This window comes from Pseudoalteromonas sp. BSi20311, from assembly GCF_000239875.1.
In the GTDB taxonomy this organism is placed as follows: Bacteria; Pseudomonadota; Gammaproteobacteria; order Enterobacterales; family Alteromonadaceae; genus Pseudoalteromonas.
The window spans coordinates 1-24,338 of sequence record NZ_BADU01000156.1 but is presented as its reverse complement, the minus strand read 5'-3'; the positions used below and the strand labels follow the sequence as shown (position 1 = coordinate 24,338).

Annotated in this window: 19 protein-coding genes; 4 read left to right on the top strand and 15 right to left on the bottom strand. The window is 40.8% G+C overall.

The window, feature by feature from the left end:
- Window positions 1–115 precede the first annotated feature (115 nt).
- Window positions 116–919, top strand: coding sequence for an inositol-1-monophosphatase (suhB, locus tag P20311_RS16030; protein WP_010391751.1), 804 nt, complete (start codon window positions 116–118; stop codon window positions 917–919).
- A 50-nt stretch (window positions 920–969) separates the two neighbouring features.
- On the opposite strand, the gene P20311_RS16025 is transcribed toward suhB, so the two are convergent.
- From P20311_RS16025 to queA, 6 genes are all read right to left on the bottom strand, one after another.
- Window positions 970–2,757, bottom strand: a complete 1,788-nt coding sequence (locus tag P20311_RS16025) for a bifunctional diguanylate cyclase/phosphodiesterase (protein WP_008114836.1) — start codon at window positions 2,755–2,757, stop codon at window positions 970–972.
- Between the two features lie 132 nt (window positions 2,758–2,889).
- Entirely contained in the window at window positions 2,890–3,837 is a 948-nt protein-coding gene (gene secF, locus P20311_RS16020) for a protein translocase subunit SecF (RefSeq protein ID WP_008114834.1), read from the bottom strand.
- 9 nt (window positions 3,838–3,846) lie between these two features.
- Window positions 3,847–5,706 (bottom strand): protein translocase subunit SecD, encoded by a 1,860-nt coding sequence (gene secD, locus P20311_RS16015; RefSeq protein WP_008114832.1) that lies wholly within the window; start codon window positions 5,704–5,706, stop codon window positions 3,847–3,849.
- A 19-nt stretch (window positions 5,707–5,725) separates the two neighbouring features.
- Entirely contained in the window at window positions 5,726–6,061 is a 336-nt protein-coding gene (gene yajC / locus P20311_RS16010) for a preprotein translocase subunit YajC (RefSeq protein WP_008114830.1), read from the bottom strand.
- 26 nt (window positions 6,062–6,087) lie between these two features.
- Window positions 6,088–7,215 carry a tRNA guanosine(34) transglycosylase Tgt gene (gene tgt / locus P20311_RS16005; RefSeq protein WP_008114828.1) on the bottom strand — a complete coding sequence of 376 codons (1,128 nt, stop codon included), beginning with the start codon at window positions 7,213–7,215 and terminating at the stop codon, window positions 6,088–6,090.
- Window positions 7,216–7,354: 139 nt separating this feature from the next.
- Window positions 7,355–8,386, bottom strand: coding sequence for a tRNA preQ1(34) S-adenosylmethionine ribosyltransferase-isomerase QueA (queA, locus tag P20311_RS16000; protein WP_008114826.1), 1,032 nt, complete (start codon window positions 8,384–8,386; stop codon window positions 7,355–7,357).
- Window positions 8,387–8,639: 253 nt separating this feature from the next.
- Between queA and P20311_RS15995 the strand changes: the two genes are divergently transcribed.
- Both P20311_RS15995 and P20311_RS15990 read left to right on the top strand, forming a co-directional pair.
- On the top strand, window positions 8,640–11,171 hold the full coding sequence (locus tag P20311_RS15995; protein WP_008114824.1) for an EAL domain-containing protein: 2,532 nt from the start codon (window positions 8,640–8,642) through the stop codon (window positions 11,169–11,171).
- A 187-nt stretch (window positions 11,172–11,358) separates the two neighbouring features.
- On the top strand, window positions 11,359–11,562 hold the full coding sequence (locus P20311_RS15990; protein ID WP_008114823.1) for a hypothetical protein: 204 nt from the start codon (window positions 11,359–11,361) through the stop codon (window positions 11,560–11,562).
- A 47-nt stretch (window positions 11,563–11,609) separates the two neighbouring features.
- Here P20311_RS15990 and P20311_RS15985 read toward each other — a convergent pair whose 3' ends face one another.
- The 7 genes from P20311_RS15985 to P20311_RS15955 form a co-directional block, all read right to left on the bottom strand.
- On the bottom strand, window positions 11,610–12,527 hold the full coding sequence (locus P20311_RS15985; protein WP_008114821.1) for a hydrogen peroxide-inducible genes activator: 918 nt from the start codon (window positions 12,525–12,527) through the stop codon (window positions 11,610–11,612).
- Window positions 12,528–12,608: 81 nt separating this feature from the next.
- Window positions 12,609–13,877, bottom strand: coding sequence for an inorganic phosphate transporter (locus tag P20311_RS15980; protein ID WP_008114819.1), 1,269 nt, complete (start codon window positions 13,875–13,877; stop codon window positions 12,609–12,611).
- Window positions 13,878–13,916: 39 nt separating this feature from the next.
- Window positions 13,917–14,591 (bottom strand): TIGR00153 family protein, encoded by a 675-nt coding sequence (locus tag P20311_RS15975; protein WP_008114817.1) that lies wholly within the window; start codon window positions 14,589–14,591, stop codon window positions 13,917–13,919.
- A gap of 150 nt (window positions 14,592–14,741) precedes the next feature.
- The gene (phoU, locus tag P20311_RS15970; RefSeq protein ID WP_008114815.1) at window positions 14,742–15,443 is read right to left on the bottom strand and encodes a phosphate signaling complex protein PhoU; all 702 of its coding nucleotides are present in this window, start codon (window positions 15,441–15,443) and stop codon (window positions 14,742–14,744) included.
- A gap of 44 nt (window positions 15,444–15,487) precedes the next feature.
- Complete coding sequence (gene pstB, locus P20311_RS15965; RefSeq protein WP_008114812.1) at window positions 15,488–16,315, bottom strand: phosphate ABC transporter ATP-binding protein PstB; 828 nt, start codon at window positions 16,313–16,315, stop codon at window positions 15,488–15,490.
- Between the two features lie 19 nt (window positions 16,316–16,334).
- Complete coding sequence (gene pstA / locus P20311_RS15960; RefSeq protein ID WP_008114811.1) at window positions 16,335–17,984, bottom strand: phosphate ABC transporter permease PstA; 1,650 nt, start codon at window positions 17,982–17,984, stop codon at window positions 16,335–16,337.
- Window positions 17,985–17,999: 15 nt separating this feature from the next.
- A complete protein-coding gene (locus P20311_RS15955; protein WP_008114809.1) occupies window positions 18,000–20,234 on the bottom strand; it encodes an ABC transporter permease subunit in 2,235 nt (744 codons plus the stop codon).
- A gap of 423 nt (window positions 20,235–20,657) precedes the next feature.
- On the opposite strand from P20311_RS15955, the gene P20311_RS15950 reads away from it, so the two are divergent.
- Window positions 20,658–21,164 carry a glycine cleavage system protein R gene (locus tag P20311_RS15950; protein WP_008114808.1) on the top strand — a complete coding sequence of 169 codons (507 nt, stop codon included), beginning with the start codon at window positions 20,658–20,660 and terminating at the stop codon, window positions 21,162–21,164.
- Between the two features lie 70 nt (window positions 21,165–21,234).
- Here the strand turns inward: P20311_RS15950 and P20311_RS15945 are convergent, their stop codons facing one another.
- Together P20311_RS15945 and P20311_RS15940 are read right to left on the bottom strand one after the other, a co-directional pair.
- Window positions 21,235–21,690, bottom strand: coding sequence for a hypothetical protein (locus P20311_RS15945; protein WP_008114806.1), 456 nt, complete (start codon window positions 21,688–21,690; stop codon window positions 21,235–21,237).
- 143 nt (window positions 21,691–21,833) lie between these two features.
- The coding region (locus tag P20311_RS15940) for an efflux RND transporter permease subunit (RefSeq protein ID WP_036985275.1) at window positions 21,834–24,338 on the bottom strand (2,505 nt) is incomplete at its 5' end.

The following is a 24,338-nucleotide window of genomic DNA, read 5'->3' as shown; positions in this document are numbered from 1 at the left end:
CTGTACAAAAAACACTCACAAGTATTTAGGCTTTATGGTTTACTTTATGGCAAAAACCGCTAAAATACGCCGGCTTAAATATATAAACGTTCTTTTACAACCCAAAGGTAATACCATGCATCCAATGTTAAACATTGCGGTTCGCGCTGCGCGTAACGCAGGCAAACTTATTCTTCGTGCAAGTGAAGACTTATCAAAAGTTGAAGTGCAACAAAAAGGCACCAACGATTTAGTTACTAACATTGATAAAGAAGCCGAAGCCGTAATTCGTGACACTATTTTACGTTCTTACCCTGATCACTGCATTGTTGGTGAAGAGTTAGGCGAACACAAAGGTAAGGATGCTGATTACCAATGGATTGTTGACCCACTTGATGGCACAACTAACTTCATCAAGGGTATCCCTCATTTCGCAGTATCTATTGCACTTAAAGTTAAAGGTCGTTTAGACCAAGCAGTAATTTACGATCCAATTCGTGGTGAGCTTTTCACTGCTTCTCGCGGTCAAGGCGCACAGTTAAACAGCAAACGTTTACGCGTATCTAAAACGGTTGAACTTGCCGGTTCTGTTCTTGCTACAGGTTTTCCTTTCAAACAAAAACATCACTTAGATGCCTATTCTGAAGCGTTTAAAGCGTTATTTGTTCACACAGCTGATATTCGTCGTGCAGGCTCTGCTGCGCTAGATATGGCGTATGTTGCAGCGGGTCGTGTTGATGGTTTCTTTGAAATTGGTTTAAAACCTTGGGATACAGCAGCAGGTGAGTTATTAGTTAAAGAAGCTGGCGGCATGGTTGTTGATTTTGCTGGCGGTAATAACTACAACGTGAGCGGTAACGTAATCTGTGGTGCACCTAAGCTAACACAAGCGATCGTTCGTGAAATGCGTCCAGTATTATCTGAGTCGTTATTACGTTAATCGTAATTACGTACTAAAAAAAGGAGCCTTGGCTCCTTTTTTGCTTTTTGTTAGCCACTTTTTTTACTATTGGATAAACGTACAACAGCGGGAGCGGGTCTTCTGCGATTACAAATAAATAGGTAGCTGTGTTTGAAGCGCTTAGCTTCCTTCTTTGCATCGGTTGCTAATGCCGCCACTTGATGACTATTTTTACACTGCTGCAGATCAGGCTCAACTAAACCTATCGATAATGTAAGTAAAGGCACAAACTGCTTTTCGCCTTCTCTATTAGTTGCCCAATACCCTTTTTCAGCAATATGCTCTGGCGTAAAAAACACGCGTGACTGCAGTTCAAATTGCGTGATAATAGTATTACAAACTTCCACCGCATCTTTTTTTTCAAACACCACCATAAAATCATCGCCGCCAATATGTCCGACAAAGTTAGCGCTGTGCGCACACGCTTTTACAGTCACATCGGCCAGAAGTTTTATCACGCTGTCACCACTGGCATAACCATACAAATCGTTAAATTGTTTAAAGTGATTTAAATCGATATAGGCTAGTGAAAATGGCTGTTTATGTTGCAGACGCTGCTCTATTACCTCACTAATTGCCACATTACCCGGTAACATGGTCAAAGGGTTAGCATGTTGGGCGTGGCGGATTTTTTCTGCTGTAATGTGCTTTAGTATGTCTCTGAGCGGTGCCAAGCCTAAATATTTATTGTTGCAGGTGATAACAATATGACGACGAATATCAAAATCTTGCTCTGTTATTTGCTGGGAGACAATATCAAGCATTTGATTTTCATCAACCACCAGAGGTTGTTTATCCATTAACTCTGTGACTTCACACTTATCATAAAGCGCGTGCCCATAAGGCGCGGCAAACACTTCTGTTAGCTGATCTTTGTGTAACAGCCCTATAGGCTGCTGACTGCTATTTAATACCGGTAAGCTGATTATGCTTTTGTCTTGCTCAAAAAGTGCATGAGCTTCTTTACAACGCGTATGACTGCTAATAGCAGGCTGAGCAACAGCAAGCACACCTATTGCCATTGATTGCTCAAACTTTGAGGCGGCTTGGGTCGAAGTGAGTGATTGTAACTGTTTACAGTTATAGTCATAACTTGGCTGTTGACTCGGTCTTTCTAACAAAAACCCCTGAACATGATTTATGCCTATACTTTTAACTAAATCTAGCTCTTCAGGACGTTCAATTCCCTCTGCAATCACCGCTGTATTTGTTGCCCGCGCTAACACCATAATTGATTTTAAAAATTCTTTTTTAACTTCGCTTTGATCGCAATGATCAATAAAGTAACGATCAATTTTTACAATATCTGGGCATAACTGCGACCATTGCTTTAGTCCGGAATAACCTGCACCGAGGTCGTCAATAGCAATAGTAAAGCCTAGCTCTCGATAATGCGCGATGGTTTTTAACAGTAAAAAACCATCATCTACCTTTTCTTGTTCGGTGACTTCAATCACCACTCGATTGGCTGCAAGACCAAACTGCTCAATTAAATGTAAGGTTTCTCCTTTAGGGTGGCTCGGATCGAGTAAAATTTTTGGACTGACATTTAAAAATAACTTCCCTTGTAAACTGAGTTTTACAAAATTTTCAATGGCGCGAGAGCGGCATAAAAGCTCAAGCTCTGAGATCAATTGATATTTATGAGCCGTTTCGAATAGCTTATTTGGCATGGCTAATGGGCTATTTTTAGGGCCTCGACTCAGCGCTTCATACCCAATAATAGATTGCTTAGCTATATCGAAAATAGGTTGGAACAAGGTTGTTATTGCCCCTTGTTGTATAATTGATTCTAAGACTTGTCGTTGCTCTGTCACTACTAGCTCGGATAAAAATTTAATAAGAGCAATAAAATACCAACTGAGTATGACTATTATGTGACTTATCTGGAAGGCAATAAAAAACCGCTCACTAGGAGCGGTTTTGTTTTAAGAATAATTTAATCTCAATTAAGGCATTGGATCTAAATCAGCGCCTTCTTTTTCAATCACTTCTGGTATTAAATCTTCTTTGCTTACGCCCATGGCAATAGCCACCGAACTGGCAACGTAAACTGAAGAATAAGTACCAATAAACACACCAAATAGTAGTGCAGTGGCAAAGCCATGAATGGTTTGGCCACCCCATACAAATAACGCAATCAATACTAAAATAGTGGTTATTGAGGTTACTAAGGTACGGTTAAGTGTTTGCGTAAGCGAGATATCAATAATCTCAACAGTGTCGTCAATACGTACTTTACGGAAGTTTTCACGAATACGGTCTGATACAACAATGGTATCGTTTAGTGAATAACCTATCACGGCGAGTATTGCTGCCAAAATAGTTAGATCAAACTCTAAACCAAGTACCGAGAACAAACCAATCGTAATAATTACATCGTGTAAAAGCGCACCAACTGCGCCCACAGCAAAACGCCATTCAAAGCGAAATGCCACGTAAATTAAGATACAAATAAGCGCAGTTAACATGGCAAGGCCACCCTGCTCTTTTAAGTCTTCACCTACGCTTGGGCCTACAAACTCAATACGGCGCATTACTACGCTATCATCAGCTTTTTTAAGAGCAGCAATCACTTGGTTACCAATCACTTCTGCTTTTACATCGTCACCACGAGGGGCTAAACGAACCAGTATCTCTTGGCTTGAGCCAAAAAGCTGTACCGATGCATCAGCAAAATCGTTTTCAGCAAGTACATTACGAACTTTTTTCAGATCGGCTGGTTGTGAAAAACCCACCTCAACCGCGGTACCGCCGGTAAAATCTAAACCGAAATTTAAGCCTTTAACAAAAAGTGACGCCAGCGACGCTATAATTAATAACGTAGAAAAGCCCATTGCCACTTTTCGAAGAGACATGAAACGAAGGGTTTTTCCGCCCAATCTTAAAATTTGCATGTCTGCTCCTTAAATTGAAAGTTTATCAACACGTTTGCCACCAATAAATAGGTTGATCACCGCACGGGTACCTATAATTGCTGTAAACATAGAGGTTAAAATACCAATTGCTAGGGTTACCGCAAAACCTGCAACAGGACCGGTACCAACAGCAAACAAGATAATCGCCGCAATTAATGTGGTGATATTGGCATCAAAAATAGTACTAAAGGCGCTATCGTAACCAAAATGAACCGCTTGTTGAGGGCTGCGGCCATCGGCTAACTCTTCACGAATACGCTCAAATATAAGTACGTTCGCATCAACTGCCATACCAACAGTCAGTACAATACCAGCTATACCCGGTAGGGTAAGCGTTGCACCTGGAATTAACGACATTACACCAATAATAAGTACTAAGTTGGCAGCCAGTGCAATATTCGCAACAAGGCCAAAACCTTTGTAGTAAATAAGCATAAAGGCCAGTACAAACGCAAAGCCAAGAGCTACAGCGGTCATACCTGCTTCGATGTTTTCTTGACCTAGGCTTGGCCCAACCGTACGTTCTTCTACAATTTGAATAGGCGCAACCAGTGCACCCGCGCGGAGTAGTAAACTTAAGTTATGTGCTTCAGCTGGGTTATCAATACCGGTAATACGGAATGAACGGTCAAGACGCGCTTGAATCGTTGCCACGTTAATAACTTCTTCCACTTTAATTGGCGGAAGCGCTTTACCGTCACTGTCTTTTTTACCCGATGGCTTGTATTCAATAAACACGGTAGCCATGCGTTTACCGATAGCACGCTTGGTAAAGGCATTCATTTTTGCCCCACCTTTACTATCGAGTTTAATGCTTACTTGTGGGCGCTGGTACTCATCCGCACCTGACTGCGCGCCAGTAATATGGCTGCCTTCAAGAATAATGCGTTTTTTTAGTACTACAGGGTAACCATCACGACTCATGATCATTTCAGTACCCGGAGGGATACGACCTTGAGCAGCCGCGCTTATGTCAGCATTTTCGTCAACTTCACGAAACTCAAGCGTTGCCGTAGCACCTAAAATTTCTTTAGCGCGAGCGGTATCTTGAATCCCTGGTAATTGCACAATAATACGTTCAGCACCTTGGCGCTGTACGTTTGGCTCTGCAACCCCAATTTGATTGATACGATTACGAATAATCGTTTCGTTTTGCTTGATAGCGTAGTCACGAATTTCTTTTAGCTTTAGCTCACTCATGGTGGCAAAGAATGCGTTATCGTTACTGCTATCATCAATGTAAACGTTTAGAGGGTAACGACTTTCTAAAAAGCGCTCTGCAGCGTCTTTATCTTCTTCGTTACGCATTTCTACACGCATACGCTCAGTGCCAGCTACACGGCGCACACTACGATAACGTAGTTTTTCTTCGCGCAGGTCGCTGCGAAAATCTTGCTCCATTTGCTCTAACTGATTATCCACCGCAGTGACCATATCGATTTCCATGGTGAAATGCACACCACCACTTAGATCTAGGCCTAACTTCATAGGATTACCGCCCAGCGACTTTAACCAAGCCGGTTGTGCAGGAGCCATATTAATTGCTGAGATATAATCGTTACTAAGCGAGTTACGCAGTAAGTCTTGCGCTTTAAGTTGGTCTTCAACGTTTTTAAAGCGAACAAGAATTTGCCCGTCTTCGAGCTTTGTCGATTTAGCGCTAACGTTATCTTTTTTGAGGATTGCGTTTACTTTGTCTACAACACTGAGGTCAACATCGGTGCCTTTAGCGCCAGAAACCTGTATGGCCGGATCGCGGCCATACAGGTTTGGTGAAGCATATAAAAGGCCAATGGCTAACACAGCTAAAACAAGTAAATACTTCCAAATTGGAAACTTGTTTAACACGGGGTCGTCCTTATTATTTTTATAGCGACTTCATTGTGCCTTTAGGCAATACAGCAGATACCGCTGATTTTTGTACTGTTACTTCTGCTTGCTCATTTAATGAGATCACGATGAAGTCTTTATCATCGGCAATTTTTACGATTTTACCCACTAAACCACCTTGGGTTAGCACTTCATCGCCTTTTGCCATCGCACTCATTAAACTTTTATGCTCTTTTACACGCTTTGCTTGCGGGCGGTAAATTAAAAAGTAAAAAACCAAACCAAAAATCGCTAACATAATTAGCATTTCCATACCGCCGCCTGCCGCAGGTGCGCCAGCGCTTGCATGTGCGTTTGAAATAAATAAACTCATAATACTTCCTCTTTAATTTTTAAATTTTAATTTGTTGTATCAGCTAGCTCTGGCACTTCTTGGCCTCGGCGAGCGTAAAAATCGTGGACAAATGTCTCTAGTTGACCTTCGCTAATAGCATTACGCAAACCTTCCATAACACGTTGATAGTATCGTAAGTTATGGATAGTGTTTAGTCGTGCACCCAAAATTTCGTTACATTTGTCTAAATGATGCAAATAGGCGCGCGAATAATTATTACAGGTATGGCAATCACACTCAGGATCAAGTGGACCCGTATCTGTTTTATGCACTGCGTTACGGATTTTAATGGTACCCGTTGTAATAAATAAGTGACCATTACGTGCATTACGCGTTGGCATTACACAGTCAAACATATCAATACCACGACGAACCGACTCAACTAAGTCTTCTGGCTTGCCAACACCCATCAAATAACGTGGTTTGTTTTCTGGCATTTTATAAGCACAATGATCAAGAATATTAATCATTTCATTTTTAGGTTCACCAACCGATAAACCACCAAGCGCATAGCCATCAAAACCAATCTCTTCAAGGCCCGCTTGTGATTGTGCACGAAGCTCAGGATACATACCGCCTTGAATAATACCAAACAATGCTGACGGGTTGTCGCCATGCCCTTCTTTTGAGCGCTTAGCCCAACGAAGAGAAAGCTCCATAGAGTCTTTGGCTTCTTTTTCAGTGGCAGGATATGGCGTACATTCGTCAAATATCATCACGATATCTGAGCCAAGATCACGCTGCACTTCCATTGATTTCTCTGGCGACATCATAATTTGATCACCATTAACTGGCGATTGGAACATTACGCCTTCTTCAGTGATTTTACGCATTGCGCCAAGGCTAAATACTTGGAAACCGCCTGAGTCAGTAAGAATTGGGAAGTCCCAGTTCATAAAATCGTGTAAATCACCATGCTGTTTGATGATTTCAGTGCCAGGGCGCAACATTAAGTGAAATGTATTGCCTAAACAGATTTGTGCACCCGTTGCTTTAACTTCATCAGGTGTCATGCCTTTAACCGTGCCATAAGTGCCTACAGGCATAAACGCTGGTGTTTCTATTACACCTCGGTCAAAAATCAAGCGACCGCGGCGTGCTTTGCCATCGGTGCAGTCTAATTCAAATTTCATAATATCCTCTGTGTCGGAAAAACAGTCCAACAAGCTATAATTTAACCGCTCGATTCTACCCTTTTTACCACCCTATTACTATTAGCAGTGATAAATTCACTGTGCTTGGGAGTAAAATAAAAACCGATAACGCTGTAAATTATTTACGGGTCAAAAACATCGCATCGCCATAGCTAAAAAAGCGATACTGTTGTTCAATCGCAGTATTGTAAGCACCCATAATATTGTCTTGCCCTGCAAAGGCACTGACCAGCATGATTAGGGTTGATTCAGGTAAATGGAAGTTGGTAACCATGGCATCAACAACATTAAATTGATAACCCGGAAAAATAAAAATATCGGTATCACCAAAGTAAGTATCTAACTTGCCGCCATGTATTTTTGCTGCCGACTCAAGTGAACGAACTGAAGTTGTACCTACCGCAATCACACGCCCGCCCTTGGCTTTAGTGCTTGCAACCGCATCCACCACATCTTGCGGTACTTCAATATATTCAGAGTGCATGATGTGCTCATCAACACTTTCTACCCTAACTGGCTGGAATGTACCTGCGCCAACATGCAAGGTAACAAACGCCATTTGTACGCCTTTGCCTTTAAGTGCAGTCATGAGTTTATCGTCAAAATGAAGGCCTGCTGTTGGTGCCGCAACCGCGCCTGGCTTTTCACCATATACCGTTTGGTAACGCTCACGATCCGCTTCGTTATCTGGGCGGTCAATGTAAGGAGGAAGCGGCATATGACCCACATCATTTAAAATGTCGAGCACATTTTCACTGCGGTCAAACTCAAGCTCAAACAGAGTATCGTGGCGTGCCACCATAATAGCTTTTGCTTTGCCCTCTAAAATGAGTACATTACCCGGCTTTGGCGATTTACTCGCGCGAATGTGAGCGAGCACGCGGTGTTCGTCTAATACGCGTTCTACCAGCACCTCAACTTTACCGCCAGATTCTTTTTGACCAAACATACGCGCAGGTATTACTTTGGTGTTATTAAAAACCAGTAAGTCGTTTTCGTTTACAAGCTCAAGAATGTCACTAAATATTTTATGCTCAACAGCACCACTCGGCCCGTCTAAGCTCAATAAACGGCTACTGGTTCTGTCTGCTTTAGGAAAACGAGCAATTAATTCATCAGGTAAGTCAAAGCTAAAATCAGCTACGCGCATTGTTAGAATTCCACATCATTTAAAATCGCGCCAAGTGTATATCTATACTTAAACAACCACAAGGTACGTGCTCGATTCCACTATAATGGAATTGCTTTTTACACTTATTTAAGTAGAAGCAATTATTGCTAAAGACAGATTTAATTATGATCGATATATTTAAGGCATCTCTAAGATAAATACGCTTGTTCTTATCGCTAAATATCATTATTCTTACTGTTTTATAATCTGCATCTCTCGGAGTGGTACCTACGTGGCAAAACAGCTTAAATTGCTAATATTGAATGCAAGTAATGATGAGCGCCAGACTATTCGTGCCACGTTAGAGAGGCTTAATGTGTTTGAGTTCATTGAAGCATCAGACAGCCAAGACGCCCTAAAAATATTAAAAAATCAAAGCGTAAATATAATCATAACCGGCTTAGACGTAGGTAAAATTGATGGTTGGCGGTTTTCCCGTATGATCCGCTCTGGATTACTAAACACGCCTAAAAATACGCCTATTTTGCTAATTCCGCCGATTTATTGTGAGCGTATCGCCGAAACTACCGCACGTAGCTATGGCATAGATGCGGTACTGCCTTTTGAGCGCCAAGATATTCTGCCGCAAATACTCGCAAATGTGTTGTCGAGCCATTTAGAAAAAAGTAGTCGCTTAAACCTGTTGTTATTAGAACCCTTTGCCAGCAGAGCAAACGACATGAGTGAGCAATTAAAACTTAACTTTGCTATCACCCATGTTACAACTGAGAAAGCGGCGCTAAGTGCTTATAATCAGCAGCCTTTTGCTATCGTGCTACTGGATGCCACAGCGGCACAAGCAGAAAGCTCAAATCAATTAGTCGAAAAAATTCTGCAGCATAACCCTCAGCAAGCCATTGTTACTATTATTGATAAAAACGATGCCGATTACGCCGAGCAGTTATTACTTTCAGGCGTTACCGACTTTATTCGCGCCCCTTACGACCCCTCATTTTTAAATAAAGTCTGTGACCACGCAGCTCGTCGTGAAGACTTTATGGTCAGCTATGCTGAGTTTGCCAATAAAGTGCAGCAATTAAGTATTAGTGAAGTAAAGTATCGCGACCTGTTTTCAGCACATCAACGTATTTTATTGCACCTAAATACCGTGGTGCTTGAGCTAGACCAGCAAGGCAATATTCGCTTTATAAACCCTGCATGGGAGTCTTTGAGTGGTTTTGGGGTTAAATCGACCTTGAAACAGCCATTAACTGCATTTTGTACCAAAGAGTATAAACAGTCGTTACAATCCACTATTGATGACATTTTACAAGGTGGCGCAAATAAACAAAAAATAGAAGTTAAACTGCAACAAAAAAACGGCAATTCGGTGTGGGTTGAATGCCGCCTCCAGCTAATAAAAAATAGCAGTAATAACGCGACCATTACCGCCACACTCGATAATATTCATGAGCGTAAGCAAGCTGAGCTTCAATTACGCCATTTAGCATTGCATGACACGTTAACCGGCCTACATAATCGTTATTACTTTGACCAACAACTTAACTATATTTGCCAAAGCGAAAATACCTATGCAAATATTGAGCATGCGCTTATTTATATCGATCTTGATCACTTTAAAATAATCAACGACAGTAAAGGCCACCAACAAGGCGATATTGTTTTAAAAGAAGTGGCACAACTGTTTATTGCCAATATTAGTAATGAGCACCTGATCTGCCGTGTGGGTGGCGATGAGTTTGCGGTGATCCTTAAAAACACCAATTTATTAGATGCACATTTAATTGCAGAGGGGATTTGTAGTGCCATTGAGGGCAACCAATTTAAGTCAGAAGATCAAGTGTATTCAATTAGCTGCTCTATTGGCTTAACACAAATTACTGCTGATAATTGCGACCCAAATGAATGTTTAAAGCAATCAGATATTGCGTTATATATTGCTAAAAATTTAGGCCGTAACTTAGTACATTGTTATTCAAAACAAGATGGTGAAAACAATGCGCTGCAAACGGGCTTAGAATGGGGTCATGGCGTACGCCAAGCTCTACAACAAGACAGTATAGAACTTCATTATCAACCCATTTGGGATTTTAAAACTAATCAGGTTGCTTACTTTGAAGTACTACTGAGATTAAAGCTCGACGACGAACTTATTTACCCAAATCAGTTTATTCCCTCATTGGAAATGCTTAACGACACCTTTTTAATGGATCAATGTGTTATTCGTAACAGTATTGCAAGTGTTGCTGCGCACCCAGAGCTTCTTCAGGTTGCAATAAATTTATCGGCACAGTCATTTTTAGATGAGCGTTTACTGCCGTTAATAGAGTCGAGCCTCGAAAAATATCAAGTGCCTCCGTCAAAAATTATTTTTGAAATAACCGAATCGGCTAGCATTAATAATTTGGCTGCCACTCGTAAAATGATTGAACGGTTAAATAATTTAGGCTGCCACTTTTCGATTGATGACTTTGGTACCGGATTTAGTACCTTTAATTATCTTAAACAATTACCAGCCCAACATGTAAAAATTGACGGCTCATTTGTCCGTGATATGCTTAACGACTCCATTGATTTAGCGCTAGTAAAAGCCATAAATGACATCAGTCGGTCACTAGATAAGCGCTCTGTGGCTGAATATGTGGAAACCGCTGAAGTATTTTTTGCACTCAAAGAAATAGGCGTAGACTACGGGCAAGGCTATTTTATTGCTCGCCCTGTCCCTATCGACAAGGTACTGATTGAATTAGAAAAAATAAAGAACAACCCTATTTTTTATCAAGATACCCTCACATCACTATAAACATTAATAAACAAATTTAAGCAATTTATTACTACCAAAATTGCCCATCTAACCTATACTTTGCTTATCGGCAGCACAATGTCATGAAAATTAAGTGATTACCTTGATTTTACATGACATCTTTATTTCTTATCGTCTAGATGTCTATACTCTTAAAGATGGACATTTGGTCATAAGGAGGATGTTTATGACGCAACTAATCACGTTATTATTGTTTATACACTTTGCTATTGCGCTTCAATGTTACAAGTATGCTCAGATTAAAGGCTACCCTGTAAAAACCTTTACAGTGCTTGGACTGGTGCCTTACTTCAATGTTGTTGTGTGGGTTTACTTATTGTTTTTACCGCCTCTAGAGAGCTACCATGGCCAGCACAAGCAGCCACTTTAATTCCCTGTGTTATTGAGCGTATTACCTCTAATACGCTTTTTTTTACGTTACTTAAAATCAACACTGCACTGCTTTTTCAAAAAGACCTCTAACTGTTGGCTAAACAATTTAAAGTCACGAATCCGCCCCGTTGTTTTGCGCCACAGTACACCAATATCACGATAGGCATCACCTTGTGATGGCGTAGCAAGCATGTTTTTGTTTTCTAAAATACCCGCGTTAATCGCCATTTGCGGTAAAAAAGTCACGCCAAGTTTATACTCAACCATACTCAATAAAGTATGTAAGCTAGCTGCCTCAAAGGGATTTATACAGCTAGAGCGGTTTAAATGGCACGCACTGAGCGCATGCCCTGTCATACAGTGCTCTCGCTCAAGTAAAAATACACTCGCTTCTGGTAGTAAATTAAAGTCTTTAATGCCTTTAGCTGGTGTGTAGTCTTTATGGTGCACTAAGCTAAAATGATCTTGTGCAAGTACTTGAGTATGAAATTTATCGGTTTCGTAGGGCAGCGCTAATAGTGCCAAGTCAATTTGCCCATGCTCTAACTTATCAAGTAGCTTGTCGCTGGTATCCTCCACTAAAACTAACTCTAAGTCAGCAAACGTTTGCTGACAAAAGTGATAAAGAGGCGCTGCAATAAAGCTCGCAATCGTGGGAATAACACCGACCGTTAATGTGCCGCTAAGCGGCGTTAAAAAGCTTTTGGTAAGCTCTTTTAAGCTAATAGTGTCGTTAATAATTTTTCTTGAACGCTCAACCACCTCTTCACCAATAGTGGTAAACATAAGGCTGCGATTTTCTCGTTCTATAAGCTGACACCCTAAGGTCTCTTCTAAATTTTGAATTGCGGTGCTCAGCGTTGACTGGCCAATAAAGCAGGCACTTGCTGCGCGGCCAAAATGTTGATGCTGATGCACAGCTAATAAATACTGTAGCTGCTTTATACTAGGGAGATTGGTCATTTTTCTTTCCACAAATAAAAAGACCCCAACACCAAGGGCGTTGAGATCTTTTCAAGCTAAAAGTCTTTTAAGTACTTTTTATTAAACCCCAAAAGCGGTTCTTAGTACGTAGAAAATAACAATAGCAAGGGCAGCACCAACTGGCAATGTAATTACCCAAGAAACTACAATATTTCTTATTACACCCATATTAAGTGCGGCAATACCACGTGCCATTCCTACACCCAACACGGCACCCACTAGGGTTTGTGTAGTTGAGATAGGTAAGCCTGTGCCCGATGCAATAACAACCGTAGAGGCCGCGGCTAATTCAGCAGCAAAACCACGGCTTGGTGTTAAATGTGTAATTCCTTCACCAATGGTTTTAATTACTTTTTTGCCTAAAATAGCAAGACCGGCAACAATGCCTAAACCACCCAGTGGTAATATCCACCAAGCAATAGCCGCTTTCTTCGCAATTTCACCGTTATTTTCAACAATGTTTACAACAGCAGCTAGTGGTCCAATTGCGTTAGCAACATCATTAGAACCATGAGCAAATGCCATACAACAGGCTGTTAACACCATAAGTACTGCAAACACTTTTTCTACATTGTTAAACTGCATTTCTCTATCCGCTTTAGGATCGATATTTAAACGAGAAATCGCAATTTTACCAATAACAGCAACTAGTACCGCTATACCTATAGAAATAGCAAAACCTTCAAAGGTACCTAAATTAATACCAATGTGCTTTAAGCCTTTTTTAATGGTCACAAGTGCCATAATAAAGCCAGCTAAACCCATGTATATTGGTACAAAGCGCTTGGCATTTTTAAGTGGAGCGTCTGTATCAAATATCAGCTTTTGCGCACTCATAAATATTAAGTACGCTATAAAACCTGATATCGCCGGCGTTACAATCCAGCTACCTACGATACCGGCAACCTTACCCCATTGAATAGCCTCTGTGCCTACTGCAACCAGAGCAAAGCCAATAATAGCGCCAATGATTGAATGAGTCGTCGATACCGGCCAGCCTAAAAACGAGGCCATTAATAACCAACTGCCCGCGGCAAATAAAGAGGCGATCATACCTAAAATCATCAATTCAGGAATGTCGGCAAATGGGGCCGCATCAATAATCCCTTTACGAATTGTTGATGTTACTTCACCACCGGCTAAATAAGCACCTGCAAACTCAAAAATCATCGCGATAAAAATCGCTTGTTTAATGGTAAGTGCTTTTGAACCTACTGATGTACCCATCGCGTTGGCAACGTCATTTGCGCCAATACCATAAGCCATAAAAAAGCCGACTGCTGCGGCAATTAAAATTAATACCGTGCCGTAAGATGCAATGATATCCATTGTGTAACCTTAATCTTTCGTGTTTGAACTGATTTTAAATTAACGAGCTAACATCAGCTCAAGACGTGATCCTACGCGCTCTGCAATATCTGCAAGCTCGCCAACCCATTCAATGATTTTGTATAAAAACATTACATCTACTGGATTTAGCTCACTTTCTACTTTACGTAGTTGGCGGCGTATTCTAATTTGCATTTCATCCGTGTCTTGTTCTATGGCATCCAATTCTACGAGCATTTTTTCAACCAGAGTAACTTCTCTGCCTTTAAAGCCCGTTTCTAACAATTCTTCTAATTCATTAATCGCTTTAGATGCTTGTTTTGTTGCATCAACACAACGAGTTACATACGCCAAAAAGTCTTCTTGAATCTCTTTTGGTATGATCATCTCACGACCAATTACACGCCCAGCAATGTCTTTTGCCTTATTAGCAATTTTATCTTGTTGGGTTACTAATTCGAGAAGGTCTGTACGCTCTACCGGCATGAATAATCCGCCAGGTAGTTGTAAGCGTATAGTTCTTTTCATTTCATCGGCTTCACGTTCTAAATTACGAATAGTTAAACGTAGCTCTTCAGCTTGTTGCCATTCTTCTTTAAAAACATGATTAAAAAAAGGTATCAAACTTTCGCTTGCTTGATGCGCTTTTCTGATGTGTTCTTCTATTGGTTTTATAGGTGATTTTGCAAAAACACCTAAAAAATTTGTTGGCATAACTGACCCTTTAATCAATTCAATATGCTGTTCAGCGTGAATTTTACAGCATTAAGCTAGATTGTGAACGCTTTTTCTCATTCAATTATTTACAAAAAATAAAAAAGGCAGTGTATTACTGCCTTTCTTATTTTCTAGTTATTCGTATCACTACAGTGATTTTTCAATATCTTCTTGAGATGTATGACGAATATCTTTACCGTTTACAAAATAAATGACATATTCAGCGATGTTTTGACAACGATCACCGATACGCTCTAATGAGCGAACAGACCATACTAAATCCATGATTTTTGGAATTGAGCGCGGATCTTCCATCATGTACGTCATTATTTGACGGGTGATAGCTTCATACTCTCTATCTACTTTAGCATCCTCTTTATGCACTTCAAATGCACGTTGCACATCCATACGTGCAAATGCATCTAAAACGTCATGCAGCATTTTAGATACTTGGCGACCCATATTTTCAATATTTACTAATAAATCTTGTTGATCCTTAGTAAATGAGTCTAGTGCAACTTTAGCAATTCGCTTAGCTTCATCACCAATTCTTTCTAAATCAGCAATGGTTTTTGCTATTGCAATTACTAAACGTAAATCACTGGCTGCCGGTTGGCGCTTAGCAATAATACGGGTGCAATCTTCATCAATACTGACTTCCATTGCATTAACTTTGTAGTCGTTTTCACGTACTTTTTGTGCCAATACCGCATCGTTTTTGCTAACTGCATCAAGCGCGCTATTAAGTTGTTGCTCAACCAACCCACCCATACTCAGTACATGGTTTCGCACATCTTCTAACTCTTGGTTAAAACGACCAGAAATATGTTTATTAATGTTGTGTTCCATAATGACCTTCTTTAATAATTCATTGTTTTAGCGTTTTAACCCGACTAGCCGTAGCGTCCGGTAATATAATCTTCAGTTTTTTTCTTCGTTGGTGTGGTAAATAAGGTATTGGTATCTGAATACTCAATGAGCTCACCCATATACATAAACGCGGTTTGATCAGATACCCGCGCTGCTTGTTGCATGTTATGAGTAACAATAACCACAGTAAATTTATTCTTTAAATCATTAATTAGTTCTTCAATCACTAAAGTTGAAATCGGGTCGAGTGCTGATGTTGGTTCATCAAGTAATAATACTTCTGGCTCTATCGCAATTGAGCGAGCAATAACTAAACGCTGCTGCTGACCGCCCGATAAACCAAATGCGCTATCGTGAAGTCTGTCTTTTACTTCATCCCAAAGAGCCGCACCACGTAGCGATTGCTCTACCACTTCATCAAGCTTACGCTTTTCTTTAATCCCTTGCAGGCGAAGACCGTAAACCACATTCTCGTAGATTGATTTAGGAAACGGGTTTGGACGCTGAAACACCATGCCAACATTACGACGAAGCGCAGCAACATCTACGCTTTTGTCGTAAATATTTTGCCCGTGCAGCATTATTTCGCCTTCTATGCGACAAATATCAACCAAGTCATTCATACGGTTAATACAACGCAGCAAAGTTGACTTACCACAACCCGACGGACCGATAAATGCCGTTACTTGGCCTTTCGGAATGTTCATATTTACTTTACTCAGTGCTTGTTTATCACCGTAGTAAAGGTCGAGATCTTTAATTTCTAGCGCTTTTTGTTCGTCTGTTAAATTATTTAAATCTAACTTCAAGCTTGGCTTTGCTTGGTTTACTTTTGGAGCGACTGTAATCATGTTTGTTACCTATACTAAATTAATGCTCAAGCGATCTGAATTTTTCACGTAAATGGTTACGTATACCAATGGCGGTGATGTTAAGGGTAATAATAACCGACACTAACAAAAAGGCCGTTGCATATACCAGCGGACGCGCTGCTTCAACGTTCGGGCTTTGAAAGCCAACATCGTAAATATGAAAACCTAAGTGCATGAATTTTCTGTCTAAATGTATATATGGGAAGTTACCATCAAGCGGCAGCGTTGGCGCCATTTTTACCACACCCACCAGCATAAGTGGTGCAACCTCACCCGCTGCACGAGCAACCGCTAAAATTAAACCCGTCATAATTGCAGGACTGGCCATAGGAATTATGATTCGCCATAGCGTTTCTACCTTAGTCGCGCCCAGTGCTAGCGAACCATCACGGACCGTGCTTGGAATACGAGATAAACCTTCTTCGGTAGACACTATCACTACTGGCAACGTTAATATCGCCAAGGTAAGTGCTGACCATAAAACACCTGGGGTACCAAACACAGGGGTAGGCGATGACTCTGGATAAAATAATTGGTCAACACTACCACCAACCATATAAACAAAGAAACCTAAGCCAAATACACCGTATACAATAGACGGAACACCCGCCAAGTTAATAACCGCAATACGGATCATTTTAGTAATTGCGTTTTTAGCCGCATATTCATGTAAGTAAATAGCAGCAACCACGCCAAATGGCGTTACAATCACAGCCATTAACATCACCATAAATACCGTACCAAAAATAGCAGGAAATACGCCACCTTCGGTATTGGCTTCACGTGGGTCATCTGAAACAAACTTACCTAACTGCACAAAGTAATGACCTAGTTTAGCAAAAAAGCCCATATCGTTTGGAAACCATACATCCAACACTTGATAAAGCGGGATAGTAACAACCTCACCACGCATATCTTTTACGGTTACTTGATCACGCTTAGCTTGTTTACGCAGTGCGAATAGCTCTTTTTCTAATTCACCATATTGTGCACGTAAATCAGCACGCGCTTGAGCAAGCTCAGCAACACGCTCGTCAGTTAGCTCGTTATCAAGCAAGTAGGCTTTTTCTTGTAAACGTAAACGCTCTAGCTCATAGTTTATATGTCCTATGTCGCCATTTTGTAAATCAAGCGCTTCGTCATTTAAGTCGACTGCACGCTCTACAAGGTCATGTAAGGTTTCTACTTTATCTGCTGTTACCGTCTGACCGTCTTTAATGACGCTTTCTACATACCCGTAAAAATTACCGTTTTTACTGCGCTCGAATACCGCGAGTGCTTTGGGTGCTGAACTTTGTTTAATATCGGTTTCGAGTATCCAGCGAAAATCTAAATCAACATACTCACGGTTACCTGTTTTAATTAGTAAACGCTCAACCTCATCTTTTTCAAATTTAGAAACATCAATACCGGTTGCCGCTAAACGCGACTTAGGTACCAATTCACGGTCATAAATTTCACCAATAACGGTTTGCTTCGCAATTGAGCCTTCAAGCTCATACTGCATAACTTGAGATGGCCAAAAAAAGCTTAACCCCTTCCATGCAATCATGGCGAGTAAACCAATTACTGAAATTAAACTGATGCTGACAGCACCACCGGTCATCCAAATCCAAGGAGAACCAGACCTAAACCACTGCTTTACCATGTCGTGTTTCTCCACTTACATTGAGCTGTATTTTTCACGCAGCTGCTGACGAACAAACTCAGCAACGGTGTTGAAAATAAAGGTGAATATGAATAATACAAAGGCGGCTAAGAATAGAATTCGGTAATGCGAACTCCCTACTTCCGACTCTGGCATTTCGACGGCGATATTAGCGGCTAAAGTACGCATGCCTTGGAAAATACTCCAATCCATAATCGGGGTATTACCGGTAGCCATAAGTACAATCATAGTTTCGCCTACGGCACGGCCTAATCCCATCATTACCGCAGAGAAAATACCTGGGCTGGCCGTTAGTAACACCACGCGAATTAGCGTTTGCCACTGCGTAGCACCTAATGCCAATGAGCCATTTGATAAATGCTTAGGCACACTAAATACCGCATCTTCGGCAATTGAGAAAATAGTGGGAATAACCGCAAAGCCCATCGCAATACCTACTACTAATGAATTACGCTGATCGAAGGTCATGCCTAATTCATTGGTTAGGTATTGACGCACATTGCCATCAAACATCCATAGTTCGATACTTTCGCTCATCGCAAACGACAACCAACCAATAAATAACACCACAGGTATTAGTAAAATTGAATGTGAACCTTCAGGAATTTTATGGCGAATAACCGCAGGTAATTTAGTCCAGCCTAACGCCGTTGCTAAAATACCTAATGGCAGTAACACCAGTAAACCAACAATAGCCGGCAAGTGCTCTTCAATTAAAGGCGCTAACCACAAGCCAGCTAAAAAGCCTAGAATAACCGTTGGTAGAGCTTCCATTATTTCAACCGTCGGCTTAACCACGCGACGCAATTCGCTCGACATAAAATAAGCAGTATAAATAGCGGCTGATATAGCAATAGGTACTGCAAATAACATCGCATAAAGCGCTGCTTTTAAAGTACCAAATGAAATAGGTACTAGTGAAAATTTCGATTCAAAATCATCACTGGCAGAAGTAGATTGCCAAATATAGCCGGGTTCAGGGTAGCCTTCGTACCACACTTCTTGCCAAAGCGCTGACCACGTTACTTCTGGGTGCTCGTTATGAATTTCTAAAACCGTTAGCTTATTATCAGCTAAAATTAGCGCCGCATTTGAACGCGGAGCAATAGCAAATTGTTCAATTGCACCGTCACTGACTTTACCTTGCCATAACTTTGCTTCGCTGGTTGTGTAATAAAGCCCTAATTCACCATTTTGACCGGTTGTAAAAAAGGTGCGACGGTAAAACTCGGTAAAAATATTCAGTTTACTTTGCTTAGTCGTTTCAAATGAACGGATTTTTTGAAACTCACGCCCTGAATCTGTATTGATTTCAAACCACTGCGATATTTCACCATTATCATTGGCCAACATCAGTGAGTTTGCACCCGCCAATAATTGCGATGACACTATATTGGCGTTTTCTTCATTGGCAGATAATAATTGAATTTGCTCAACTTCACTTGGGTAGCGAGTATCGAATACGTAAATTTGATTAGCAGAACGAACAAAGGTGCGGGTGGTATCTGGCGACATTAATAGCTCATCTACGCGACCATCAACGTTAAGTTCAGTGCGTTCCACTTGCCATTCAACTTCACCAGTGAACATGTTTTCTTCGGCTACAAAGCTACTAAATACCACTCGTTTATCGGCGGTAAGTGCCACCACGGCTGTTTTGTCTTCATAATGGCTAAAGGCAAAACGCTTAATAGCGGCACCTTGCTCATCAACTTCGAGTGCCATTTCCCCCAGAGGATAACCTAAACGCGGGGTTAATTTACGTTCATTATTAGGGAAGGTAACTAAAAACTTAGGCGCGACAATAGTCACTGTGCCGTTTTCTAAGCCATATGCATAATGCCCTTGAAAAGGAGCACTATTTGCAAAGCTGGTTACCTGCGCGGGTAAAGTGGCATTAAGTGTTTTTAGTTTTTTACCAAACTGTGCTTTATCAACACTATAGAAGTTAACTTCACCTTGATTATCAAGTAAGTAAGCAACCTCAGTTTGCTCTTCAACACCAAGCCCTACTATTTGCTCAGTATTAGCAACATTAAAGCTAGCGCGCTTTTCAACTTTGGCTGACTCAAAAATAGGCTGCACTACATAAAGAAGGTAAAAAAAGATTAATAGCAGTGCTATTAATACCATTATACCGCCTGCGGTTATGCCAAACTTAGCAAACCGGTCTTTAAATAGACGGCTTCGATCCGTATTAAAAGTCGGTTTATTCGGATTTGAAGTCATCAAAACACCCTTATATCTTAACGTTGGGCGCATTATATTTCATCAAAGTGACAGTAATGTTACAGTCGTAATAATTCTTTACTTATACAGAGTCTGTTCATCTTTGCAGATTAAATTTTCAGCTTTATGAGCGGGTTTTAGGCTAAGTTGCGATTTTAAATAATATTAAAGTATTGTTTGTAGTAGTAATTGTATTTATTTATGCGTTATTAATGAACTAAATCAATTATTAATTGGACAAACTATTTATCCAAGACAATACTCAATGGGCATCTAATATAACAACAATAAAGTAACCTCTTAAGCTGTAACAATCCTTTTGTGGTTAGCTTTTACATACATTTAGAATCACATACATTAGATCGCATCACTTAATGCCTATGCATTTATTTTTTTCATTTGGGCTTAAAAAAGAGAACTATTATGAAGCAGTTGGTAATAACTATTTTAGGGGAAGACCGCCCCGGTTTAGTAGAAAGTATTTCATCGGTTATATTGGAAAACCACGGCAATTGGTTAAGCAGTAATTTAAGTCACTTACTCGGTCACTTTGCAGGCATCATTCAAGTTGAAGTAGCTGAAGAGCATTTGCAGACATTTCAAGATGCGCTTAACGGGCTTCCTAAGTTAGATGTTCGTATTGAAAAGGGTAACATTGAAATTGAGCCTGTAGAGCTGGAGCAACTTAATTTTGTGATCACCGGTAATGATCGCCCAGGTATAGTGCAAGAGCTGGCAAGTGTTATTCGCCATAAAGGCGCGAATATTACAAACTTAAATTCTAGGCAGCAAAGTGCGCCAAACTGGGGAGTGCCTATATTTAGTGCCGTTGCCACCGTGAGCCTACCTAACGGACTGAATAAAGAAGAGGTTATTAACGCACTTGAATCAATTACTAGCGACTTAGTGGTTGATATAGAGCAAAATTAAATTTGCTTTATTATTCAAAACACAAAAAAGGCGCTAACTATAGCGCCCTTTTTATAAGTAACTCTTAAAACTACATATCAGCATGACGATTAATGCTTTGCATCATTTGCTTCAAACCTTGCTCTTCTAATTCATGAAGCTGATTTAACTTTTCTTGCGCCTCGGGCGATTGAGCCTTATCCGATAAGTAACTATAAACATCCAGCACTTTTTGATGCTGCGTAGATAAGTATTCTTGAATCGCTTGTGCATTAAGATCTTGGTCTCGGTCTAAATCAGTAAATTGAACAATATCTTTATTTTCTAAAAAGTATTCATAACAGTAGGTGTTTAAGGTATTAATTTCGCTGATTGCCTTGAATCCAATTAAATCCTCTGCGAGCTTTTTTTCATAATCAACACAATAATCAGCCAGCGCCACATTTCGCTCACCCATTAACTCCCTAACACTAAAGAAATTAGCCGCCATTTGTGTATGAAATTGAACGGTCCAATCGAACACTTCTTGAATTGTTTTTACTTGCATGTGCGTTCCTTACTTTTTAACCCTAATGATTAAATAGATGCGTGAATCATGCCAATAAAAAACACAATAAAATCAGTGGATAAAAAAAGGTTGCCTAACTTGTACTGATATTTTCAGTACAAGTTACACAACCAATGTAAATATTATAGGTTTCGCTTTCGCCACAATAAATACACAGCAGGCAACACCAGCAGTGTTAAAACAATAGCACTGAACATACCACCGACCATAGGTGCCGCTATACGGCTCATTACTTCACTCCCCGTACCGGTGCCATATAACACAGGTAATAGGCCAATTACTATGGTTGCTACCGTCATCATTACCGGGCGAACACGTAAACCGGCGCCTTCTAATATGGCATGCTTAAGCTGCTCAATACTCAGGCTTTTTCCCACTTGAGAAGCGGCCTCTACCTGCGCTTTATACGCTTGGTTTAAATACACCAACATAATAACGCCAATTTCTACAGCCACCCCTGCAAGAGCAATAAAGCCGACCCCCACAGCAACAGAGAAGTTAAAGCCTTCTAAGTACATTAGCCAAATGCCACCTATCATTGCTAGTGGTAAAGTCGCCATAATGATAAATACCTCGGTGAAGCTTCTAAAGTTAAGATAAAGCAGCACTACAATAATGGCTAAGGTTAGCGGCAACACATAACTCAGTTTAGCTTTAGCGCGCTCCATGTATTCGTATTGCCCAGCCCAAGTTATAGAGTATCCAGCAGGTAAAGTAAGCTGCTCGTTTAGTAACTGCTGAGCATTTGCTACATAGCTACCAATATCTGTATCTTTAATATCAATAAAGCTCCAACCATTTAAACGGGCATTTTCACTTTTTATGCCAGGCGGACCATCACTAATAAATACATCCGCCACATCAGCAAGTGCAATTCGTTGCCCCGTTGGAGTAACTATAGGTAAAAGCATCAGTTCTTCGGGGGAGTCACGGTACGCTTGCGGATAACGAATATTAACCGGGTAGCGCTCTTGACCCTCAACCGTTTCAGTCACGTTCATGCCACCAATAGCGGTTGCGACTACTTGTTGCACATCAGCAATATTTAAACTGTAGCGCGCTGCTTTTTCACGGTTAATATCTACCTTAATATAACGCCCACCCGCTACACGCTCTGAGTAAACAGACGCCGTACCGGGAAGATCTTTAAGTAATATCTCTATTTGTTGACCTATTTTTTGAATCTCATTCAAATTTGGCCCCGCTACTTTTATACCCACAGGGGTCTTAATCCCTGTAGCCAGCATATCTATCCGCGTTTTAATTGGCATTACCCAAGCGTTAGTCAGCCCAGGAAACTTAACTAAAGCATCCAGCTCTTGTTTGAGTTTTTCAGTGGTCATGCCTTCGCGCCACTGATCTTTAGGCTTAAACTGTATGAAGGTTTCAATCATGGTCAGTGGTGCCGGATCAGTTGCCGTTTCCGCTCGTCCAATTTTACCAAATACGGTTTTTACCTCAGGCACACTGGCAATCAATTTATCGGTTTGCTGCAATAGCTCGCGTGCTTTACCAATTGAAATTCCTGGGTAAGTAGTCGGCATATACATTAGATCCCCCTCATCAAGAGGTGGAATAAATTCACTGCCTATTTTATTAACCGGATAAAAGCCCACTAAAGTAATAACTAGCGCAACCAGCAAGGTGCTTTTTGGAAATTTTAATACTATATTTAACAGCGGCTTATAACTATTTACCAATAAACGGTTAACTGGGTTTTTATTTTCAGATATCACCTTACCGCGAATAAAATAACCCATCAGTACGGGTACTAAGGTAATTGCTAATCCCGCAGAGGCCGCCATTGCATAGGTTTTTGTGTACGCCAATGGCGCAAACATTCGCCCTTCCTGAGCTTCTAAAATAAATACCGGCATAAAGCTCACTGTAATTATTAATAAGCTAAAAAATAACGCAGGCCCTACTTCACTGGCAGAGTCAATCACCACTTGCCAACGGTTTTCATCTGTTAGCGGTTTTTTCTCCATGTGCTTGTGCATGTTTTCAATCATCACAATCGCACCATCGGTCATGGCACCAATCGCTATAGCAATCCCGCCTAATGACATGATATTGGCGTTAATCCCCTGCCAATACATAATAATAAAAGCGGTGAGTATGCCTAACGGTAAGGTAATAATAGCCACCAGCGATGAGCGTACATGAAATAAAAACACCACACACACTAAAGCCACTACAATAAGCTCTTCCGTCAATTTAGAGGTAAGGTTATCAACTGCGTCCTTTATTAAATGAGAGCGATCGTACACAGGTACAATTGCAACCCCCTCTGGTAGCCCTTTTTTAAGTGACTCTAATTTAGCTTTAACGAGCTCTATGGTTTTTTGCGCGTTTTCACCAAAGCGCATAACCACTACGCCACCAGCCACTTCGCCTTCGCCGTTAAGCTCGGCAACACCGCGGCGCATTTGCGGACCTAGACGCACATTAGCAACATCACGTAACTGTAGTGCAGTACCGTTAGCGTTTATACCTAAAGGAATAGCTTCTAAATCAGCGACACTTTTTACGTAGCCAGTACTGGTTACCATGTATTCGGCTTCTGCCATTTCAACTACCGACGCACCCATTTCTTGATTGCCTTGCTTAATGGCAGTTTGAATAAT